This window comes from Sphingomonas olei (assembly GCF_045369765.1).
Lineage (GTDB): Bacteria > Pseudomonadota > Alphaproteobacteria > Sphingomonadales > Sphingomonadaceae > Sphingomonas > Sphingomonas panaciterrae.
On record NZ_JBIQEU010000094.1, the window covers coordinates 1 to 541 of the forward strand.

The following is a 541-nucleotide window of genomic DNA, read 5'->3' on the forward strand; positions in this document are numbered from 1 at the left end:
GTATTGGACCGCCCACGACCCCTCCCGTATTCTGGCCTCACACACTGGGCCGGCAGGGGGATGTCAACGCTGGGCACCACGGCGCGTTCACGGGATGTCGCGCCGCCGTCAGGGTCGGGGGACCCGGGCGGCTTGATCCGAACACCCGCGCGGACGCGACCTGACCGAGGCTCACGTCCGTCTCCTCCTGCGCCACTGGTCCTTAGCGAGGGGGAGCACAACAGCAGTGGACAGCCACAATCTCAGCGGCGAGGCCCACGAGGCCGGCGCCCCACGGGGCGCAGCCCCCGACAGAGCGGTCTATCCGGTGGAGGAACCACCGGCTCCGCGCACCCTGGTGGACATCGTCCTCGACACGGTCGCGCAGTTCCCGGACGCGATCGCCCTCGAGGACGAGCACGAGTCCGTCCCCTACGGAGAGCTCGAGGACCGGATCGAGGTCCACGTCCAGCGCCTGTGGGACATGGGCGTGGGGCGCGGTGACCGGGTCGGCATTCGCGTTCCCTCCGGCGGGGCGGACCTCTACGTGGCCATCCTGGCC

The 541-nt window shown here is 70.8% G+C and carries 1 pseudogene; it reads left to right on the top strand.

The features are described 5' to 3' along the window. Positions 1–226 precede the first annotated feature (226 nt). A pseudogene (locus ACH0BU_RS18215) lies at positions 227–541 on the top strand (hypothetical protein); the annotation flags it as partial.